9 protein-coding genes and 1 pseudogene are annotated in these 6,972 nt (G+C 67.9%); 2 read left to right on the top strand and 8 right to left on the bottom strand.

What is annotated here, in order from left to right; genetic code table 11:
- Nucleotides 1-529 precede the first annotated feature (529 nt).
- From OG627_RS35380 to OG627_RS35365, 4 genes and pseudogenes are all read right to left on the bottom strand, one after another.
- Entirely contained in the window at nt 530-712 is a 183-nt protein-coding gene (locus OG627_RS35380) for a hypothetical protein (protein ID WP_329060087.1), read from the bottom strand.
- Nucleotides 709-939: pseudogene (locus OG627_RS35375) on the bottom strand (hypothetical protein); the annotation flags it as partial. The gene OG627_RS35380 and the pseudogene OG627_RS35375, both read right to left, overlap by 4 nt.
- Nucleotides 940-968: 29 nt before the next feature.
- A complete protein-coding gene (locus OG627_RS35370) occupies nt 969-1,736 on the bottom strand; it encodes a hypothetical protein (protein ID WP_329060090.1) in 768 nt (255 codons plus the stop codon).
- 16 nt (nt 1,737-1,752) lie between these two features.
- Nucleotides 1,753-2,940, bottom strand: a complete 1,188-nt coding sequence (locus OG627_RS35365; protein ID WP_329060092.1) for a hypothetical protein — start codon at nt 2,938-2,940, stop codon at nt 1,753-1,755.
- Nucleotides 2,941-3,149: 209 nt separating this feature from the next.
- On the opposite strand from OG627_RS35365, the gene OG627_RS35360 reads away from it, so the two are divergent.
- Nucleotides 3,150-3,341, top strand: a complete 192-nt coding sequence (locus OG627_RS35360) for a hypothetical protein (RefSeq protein WP_329060094.1) — start codon at nt 3,150-3,152, stop codon at nt 3,339-3,341.
- Between the two features lie 37 nt (nt 3,342-3,378).
- On the opposite strand, the gene OG627_RS35355 is transcribed toward OG627_RS35360, so the two are convergent.
- Nucleotides 3,379-4,128 (bottom strand): SDR family NAD(P)-dependent oxidoreductase, encoded by a 750-nt coding sequence (locus OG627_RS35355; protein WP_329060096.1) that lies wholly within the window; start codon nt 4,126-4,128, stop codon nt 3,379-3,381.
- Between the two features lie 90 nt (nt 4,129-4,218).
- Between OG627_RS35355 and OG627_RS35350 the strand changes: the two genes are divergently transcribed.
- The gene (locus OG627_RS35350) at nt 4,219-4,938 is read left to right on the top strand and encodes a TetR/AcrR family transcriptional regulator (RefSeq protein ID WP_329060098.1); all 720 of its coding nucleotides are present in this window, start codon (nt 4,219-4,221) and stop codon (nt 4,936-4,938) included.
- 68 nt (nt 4,939-5,006) lie between these two features.
- Here OG627_RS35350 and OG627_RS35345 read toward each other — a convergent pair whose 3' ends face one another.
- The 3 genes from OG627_RS35345 to OG627_RS35335 form a co-directional block, all read right to left on the bottom strand.
- Nucleotides 5,007-5,258, bottom strand: coding sequence for a hypothetical protein (locus OG627_RS35345; RefSeq protein WP_329072230.1), 252 nt, complete (start codon nt 5,256-5,258; stop codon nt 5,007-5,009).
- A 144-nt stretch (nt 5,259-5,402) separates the two neighbouring features.
- Nucleotides 5,403-5,615 carry a hypothetical protein gene (locus OG627_RS35340; protein ID WP_329072228.1) on the bottom strand — a complete coding sequence of 71 codons (213 nt, stop codon included), beginning with the start codon at nt 5,613-5,615 and terminating at the stop codon, nt 5,403-5,405.
- Between the two features lie 268 nt (nt 5,616-5,883).
- Nucleotides 5,884-6,900: a DUF6292 family protein gene (locus OG627_RS35335; RefSeq protein ID WP_329072226.1), complete on the bottom strand. Its 1,017-nt coding sequence runs from the start codon at nt 6,898-6,900 to the stop codon at nt 5,884-5,886.
- Between the last annotated feature and the right edge of the window lie 72 nt (nt 6,901-6,972).

Genomic DNA, 6,972 nt, shown 5'->3' with positions numbered 1-6,972 from the left:
CCGGAGGAACGACGCACGGTCCTACGGACCGTAAAGACGATAAAGCCCTACGGGCTTTATGTAATTCCTCCGGAATTACAATTAAAATTCCTCCGGAATTCAATAGGCCGCAAGCGGCCTGAACGCCCCTCCGCTCCGCTACGGGCCACGGCCTTGATCAACCGGTCGTCACTTACTCTTCCGCTAATTGGAGTTCCTGTTGGCCCGCTGCGCGGGCGGCTGGCTACGGAGATGAGGGGCGTCGTGATCCTGCGTCAGGCGGATCATATGGGCCGAACCTTCCCCGTGCATCACTGCCTGGAACTGGGGTGCCGATTGAGATTCCACCTCACTGCCATCTGGACTAAACGCCAACCAGTGCATCGTGTCGCATACCTGGGTAGGTGTTGGTGATTTCACTTACACCTTCTCTCTATACCCAAGGCGCGCCTGTCTGCTCTACCAGTCAAATGGGAGCGCCTCGGATCGAGTTCGATCCGAGGCGCTCCCTCTGGCCCTCTGTGATCATTCAGGGCGCGTGCGCGTGCTCTCAGAACTCAATGTTCGGGGCCTCTGTGAATTCGGCATCCGAATAGGGGTCGCCGTATTCTCCGGTGTCGGGGTCGTAGCAATAGGCATCGAACAGCTTAGCCTTAGTGAGGGGCTCCGGCTTTCCGTCGACGAACTTCCATCCGCATACCCGATCTTTGACGCTCCATGTCCTCATGATCATGCCGCTGACCATCGGCGCGGAGGATCAGGGCATGCGGAAGCGAGCACGGGGTCTTGCCGGACGGGCCTGCTTTCCGGGGTGTGGTCGGCGAGGGCGGCTAAGTGGCGTTCGGCGTCCAGGACTGCGGCGCAGCCGGTGTCGGCGGTGGTGATGGCCTGGCGGTAGGTGTGGTCGACGACGTCGCAGGCGGCGAACACCCCGGGAATGCTCGTGCGGATGGTCGGAGCCCGGGCCCGCCTTCCGCGTACCGGCCGCATCAGCGCACCGCCTGAGCGGACGGGGCCGCGGCGGCGCTGCGCGTAGTGAAGTTGATCATTCCGGCCCGTGGTGCTCCTTCGGCTCCCAGGTCGTGGTCCAGGGCTTCGCCCAGTCTGTTGTCGCAGACGTCTTCGAGTCGTTCGGAGACCAGGAGGCGGTGCTCCCCGGCGCGCCACGGGTGACTCGGGACGAGCCGTGCCGCGGTTCCGTTCGGCGCGAGTGACGCACGCGTCCGAACGGCTTCTCCGGAAGGGGCCAGGACTGCGATCTCGTCCTGGCAGAGGACGGCGTCCATCACCCTGTCGAAGTGCACGACGACGGGATCAAGGCTCCCCGCTGTCGGGGAGACGAGACGCCAGCGGGTCTCGTCGACCGCCTCCAGCACTGGATCGCTGACGCGGAAGGTATGGCGTGCTGTTTGCCCGAGCGCCGTGACGGCGAGGCTGTACGTGCGCCCGACGACCAGCGCCGCCTCGTGTGACGGGTCTGTTCCCAGACCGCGTTTGATCCTTCCTGGCTCCATCAGGACCGTCAGGCGGCGCCCGTCGACGGACCAGAGCTCCTGCGGCAGGACGAGGAAGGGCTCAGGCACCACCTGTTCCTCCTCATCCACCAGCCAGAGGCGGTCACGATCGAAGTGCGCCTCTCCCTGCCTGGGAAAATGTAGGTAGAAACGCAGGGTGTTGGCGGGCAGGACCTCGGCTTGGGGAGAGATGCGGATGGGCAGCTCTGGTGAAGTCGGGATCGGCGTCTGTGGCGCACTCAACGTTGACGCCTGCCGTTCACGCCGTCACCTTGTGCGGGCTCTCGACGCCCGGGAAATCCATCTCCACCCAGATCTTGTCCAGCCGCCCGGGGAGCGGGGCGACCATCAGGGTCTCCAGCGTCAGGTCGCCGGTGTCCGCGTAGCGGGTCAGCGAGACGAAGAAGCGGTCGCTGAACAGGTCCGCCCGCAGCGATGATCCGACGAACAGCACCTGCTTGCCGACCGGCCCGGCCGGCATGAAGGGGGACTGGTCGAGCATCGGGCCCTGGGTCGGCCGGTTCTCGGGGGTGAATCCCTCGGCGGAGCGGATGCCGGAGAGCGGGACCACGACGGGGCCGCGGCTGAGGTTGGTGATGAACAGCTTCTCCTCGTCCCCCTCGCGGTAGGCGACCATGCTGATGGGCTGGCCGTTGCCCATGTCGCCGATCGTCTTGCCCCGCACCGTCGCTCCGTGCTTGAGCTCTGCGACCGGGATGGTGACCAGCGGGCTGCAGGCGTAGGCGGCGACGAGGGTGTCCTCACCGTCAATGGTGGCGAACTGCATGGCCCGGATCGGCGCACGCGTTTCATACATGCCGTGCGCGAGGTGGTAGATCTCCACTTGGGTCTCGCTGGCCTCCCCGGTGAACGGGTACGGGATCCGCCGCAGCGTGGAGGAGAACTCCTGGTTCGAGACGCCGGCGACAAACACCTCTCCGGCGTGGAACTTCAGGTCCACGATCGTCATGGACCGCAGCGGCGTCCGCGCCTTCTCGTCGAAGTAGGACGCCGGTGGCATGGGGAAAGTGCCGGCCCGGGACTTGAAGGTCTTGCCCTCGTCGGGAGCGTCGGACAGCTGGTGCACCGTCACGTTCGACGAGGAGAGGTCGAAAAGGCAAACCTCGCCGGCCAGCGAGACGCTCACGACCGCGGGGGCCAGGCGATCGCCGTTGCGCACCCCGACTGACAGGTACGGCTCGCGCGTCAGGGGATGGACGGCCATCCCGTTCATCACCAGTCTCTTCGCCGTCACGCCCAGCGCCGCGGCGATCTTCTCGTCGATCGACTCGAAGAGGAAGGGATCGAGCGAGGCCGGAGCCTGGCCCCGGCCCGTTTCGAAGGCGAAGACGGCCCCCGACTTGCTGTCGCCCACGAAGAGAACCCCGTCGGGGTTGAAGGTCAAAGCTCCCGCCGACCGCGGGGTGACTTGGTCAATCGTGTTCACGATGGTCTCCTGGCCGCTCTCAGTGGCGTACCGCCCACATGTTTTGTAGGGATCACTCCACTCTGCGCTCCAAAATTGGAGTGTCAACTACAAAATCTGAGCGGTCCGCGAAGGCATTTCGCACCTACCCCCGAGGGTGGTCGCGTTCGCCCGGGCGGGCGGCTTCGGCTGCGATCCGTGGGATTGGGTCGGTGGCCACACATGTCGGAGTGCGTGAGATCGATGGTGACGAGGGCAACGGCCTGGTGCGGATGGTGCGTCGGTGCGCCGCGTCGGTGGTGGCCTGGTGGATGGCGCAGATGGTGCTGCCGTCGACCCCGGGCGTGGACTTCGCGAGCCGGCCGACTCCGCTCCGCCCGGGTCCGTGTTCCGGGCGGAGCGGAGTCGGCCGGTTCGCGTGACCGAGCTTCGGCGTTTGCTGCTTCGCGGGCGAGAATGTCAGACCGCGAGGCGGCCGCCGTCGACCGGCAGCAGCACGCCATGGATGAAGCTGGCCTCCTCGGTGGCGAGGTAGGCGATGGCGGCGGCGATCTCTTCGGGCTTCCCGACGCGCCCGGCCGGCGCGCCCTTCGCGAGCTGATCCAGCGCGTCGCCCATGGGAATGGTGCCTTCGGTGCGGGTGGGGCCGGGGCTGACGGCGTTCACGCGGACCCCGGCGGGGCCGAATTCGGCAGCCCAGGACTTGGTCAGCAGCATGAGAGCGGCCTTGCTGGAGCCATACAGGCCCATCCCGTTCATGCCGAACTCCGACACCATGGTCGTGATGTTGACGATCGCCCCGTGGCCGCGTTCGGCCATCGCGGGGGCCAATGCGGCCACCAGCAGGTAGGGCGCCTTGACGTTGACGGCGAAGACCTCGTCGATCTGATCGGCCGGGGTGTCGGCGGTGGGGCCGAAGGGGAAGACGCCGCCGCCGTTGACGAGGATGTCGACGTGGCCGCCGCCCGCCTGGGCGGCGCGGGCGGCGAGTTCCCGCACGCTGCGCTCGTCGCCCAGGTCGGCCGCGACGAAGTCCGCCGTCCCGCCGGCGGCGCGGATGCCGGCGACGACGGCCTCGCCGCGGGTCTTGTCCCGGCCGGACACGATGACGTGCGCCCCCAGGGCGGCCAGACGGTCGGCGGTGGCTTTGCCGATGCCGCTGGTGGAGCCCGTGATCAGGGCGGTGGAACCGGTCAGATCGGTGGTCATGAGAAACCCCTCAGCTAGTGGAGCAAACGCTCCAAACCATGCCCGGCTATTTTTGGAGTGTCAACTCCAAAATCGGGGTATGCTGAACCCATGGACCAGTCAACACCCGAAAGCCGGACGGACCGCACATATCGGACCGGTGCGGTCGTCGAGGCCACACCCAGGCCGGTGCGGAAATTCACGACGAAGGGTCTGGCAACCCGGGCTCGCATCGTCACCGCCGCCGCCGAGCTGGTGTTCGCCCACGGCGTGGCCCGCACCGGCATCGAGGACGTCCAGCGTCGAGCGGGTGTCAGCGCGTCGCAGCTCTACCACTACTTCACCGACAAGGACGACCTGATCCGGGCCGTGATCGCCCACCAGACCGACGGCATCCTGGCCGCCCAACGACCCGTCCTCGACGAACTCGACAGCTTCGACAACCTCTACCGCTGGCGTGACCTGCTCGTCGACCTGCAAGAGCAGCGCAACTGCGTCGGCGGCTGCCCCATCGGATCGATCGCGGCCGAGCTGGCCGACAACGACCCCCACGCACGAGCGGACCTCGTCGACGGCTTCGAACGCTGGGAGGCTCCGATCCGCGAGGGCCTGGCCCGCATGCGCACCCGAGGCGACCTGCGCCCTGACACCGACACCGACGCCCTCGCCCTCGCCCTGCTCGTTGCACTCCAGGGCGGACTCCTCCTTACTCAGACCCGTCGCGACACCACCCCCCTGCGCACCGGTCTCGACGCCGTCCTGGCCCACATCCGAACCTACGCGACTGAGCCGACACAGCACCGTGACCCCATCTCGGCCGGGCGGCACTGATTCCCGATGAGGTGGCCCGGATGACGCTCAGCACCTCCCAGGCCGCCCGCGAAGGCCGCTTCGCCGGGTCAGACCCCCTGCTGGGCGAAACTTCTCGGCCGCGAACTGCACACCATCGCCGACCAGTCGACCGTCGAGAAGTAGGACCCACTTCGATCGGCCTCGCGCTCCTCGAACGCGTCGGACTTGGGCATCAAGATGCACAGCACGTCGAAAAGCGCCTGCGCGAAGTCCAGGGCATCTGCCGCGCCTCCGCCCTGATCGGGTTCACCTCGTGGGCGCCCCGGCCTGCTGGCTGCCCCCACCACCACAGCGTCCACGCTCGCACCGTTCGTCGGCGCCGCCTCTGCCTCACCGCCGGGCGGCTACCCGCACCTGTTCCTCCTGCTGACCGCCGTGTCGCCGATCGGCGCCGTGCTACGCCTGACCGCCCGGGCGCCGGACGCATCGCGGGCGCCGGCTAGCTAGCCCTTGATCAGTTTCTGGAACTCCGGGCAGTTCACCGCATGCCACTCCCGCACCAGGACCTCCTCGTCGGCCCGCACGACTTCGGCGTGCCAGGGCAAGCAGCTACCGCACGGCCAGATCTCGTACGGCTCGCCTTCATCGTTCATCGCCGCGAGATCCACCGAACCCACGGGCGCGCTGTACGTCGTGTTCGACTCAGAAGTCGCCATAGGAGCACGTTGCCAGACCAGCGATACTCAGGGCTCCACATCCCAAACTCAGTGGACAACGAACAGACCAAAACCCTGTCCACAACTTCGGCTCGAACCACCATCCGGGCTCGTCCGGCAGGACCGGCGCCGCGCGGGCCAGGGCGACCTTGACCGGATACTCCACGTCCCGATCCTGCGTCGTACGGGACCGCTCCGCACACCGGCAGGGGGAACTCACTTCCCCGGCAGCGTGGCCCCCGGGGCCCAGGTTAGCCCTGGGGCCGGCCTAGGCGGTGAGAGCGGTGATCAGGGCGTCCGGCGGGGGCGTAGTGCCGGTGGCGAGATACCGGATGCTGTCGCCCTGAGGCGGGACGGCTGCTCCCCTGAGGAGCGGGTGCCGGCGGGAGTTCGCGGTGCGCCACCCCTGTCGTTCGTCCCACACGAGCGCGGGGGCCGGCGGGGTGGGGCCGTCCAGGAGGACCACGGCGGTGACGACGTCGTCGGCGGGATGGTGGACGGTCGGAGCGGCGGTCGTGGTGGTCCATCCGCGGTCGTGGAGGGCCTGGGCGACGGCGGCGAAGTACGGGGCCGTGCGGCGGGCGCGCAGGACGGCCTGGGCGCGGATGGCGGCGCGGCGTACCTGTCCGGCCGGGTAGCCGAGGGCGTCCGCGGCTGCGCCGGGTGTCAGGGACGGGTCGGCGGCCATGAGGTCGGCCATGCGGTCGGCGCGCAGGCGGGTGAGGATGTCCTGTGCGGTGTCGCGGTGAACTCCGAGCTCCTGGACGATGTGGGCGGCGCTGATGGTGGGGTCGGCGTCGAGGAGCGGGGCGGTGAGAGCGGGGAGCTGGTCGCGGGGGATCTGGTCTCCAGTTCGTTTCGGCCGGCCGCCGGCGGTTGCGGAGGCTGCCCTGCCCGGCCGGCTGGTCTGGAACTGATGCACGATGCCTCTGGGCCAGTGCTCCACTCCGCGGACTTCGGTCTTGTGCTCGGTCAGGAGTGAGTCGGTCTTGTAGCTGTCCCAGGAGCGGGGGGTGACGCCGATTTCGGCCGCGCACTCCCGGCGGTCCAGGAGGTCTTCGGCGTCGTCCTGGTCCGGGAGCTGCGGAACGGGCTTGCCTTGCAAGTAGGCGTCGACCTGCTCGCTGTCGTACAGCTGTGTCCGGGCCCGAACCGAGCTGATCGGTGCCGGGAATCCGGCGGCCTCGTACGGCTTGACCTTGGTGTATCTCTGCGTGCTCAGGCCCTGTTGCGCGGCCAGGTCCGCCAGAGTCCGCGCGAGGTCGCGGCGTCCTGCTCGGATCACGGGGGTCTCCTCAACTCGCCGTCGATAAAACGGTACCGGTGTCTTAGTCCTGGCTCAGCGTACGGGTATGCT

Source organism: Streptomyces sp. NBC_01429, assembly GCF_036231945.1.
Taxonomy (GTDB): Bacteria; Actinomycetota; Actinomycetes; order Streptomycetales; family Streptomycetaceae; genus Streptomyces.
The sequence above is the reverse complement of the archived record's forward strand: the minus strand, read 5'-3'. Positions and strand labels throughout refer to the sequence as shown.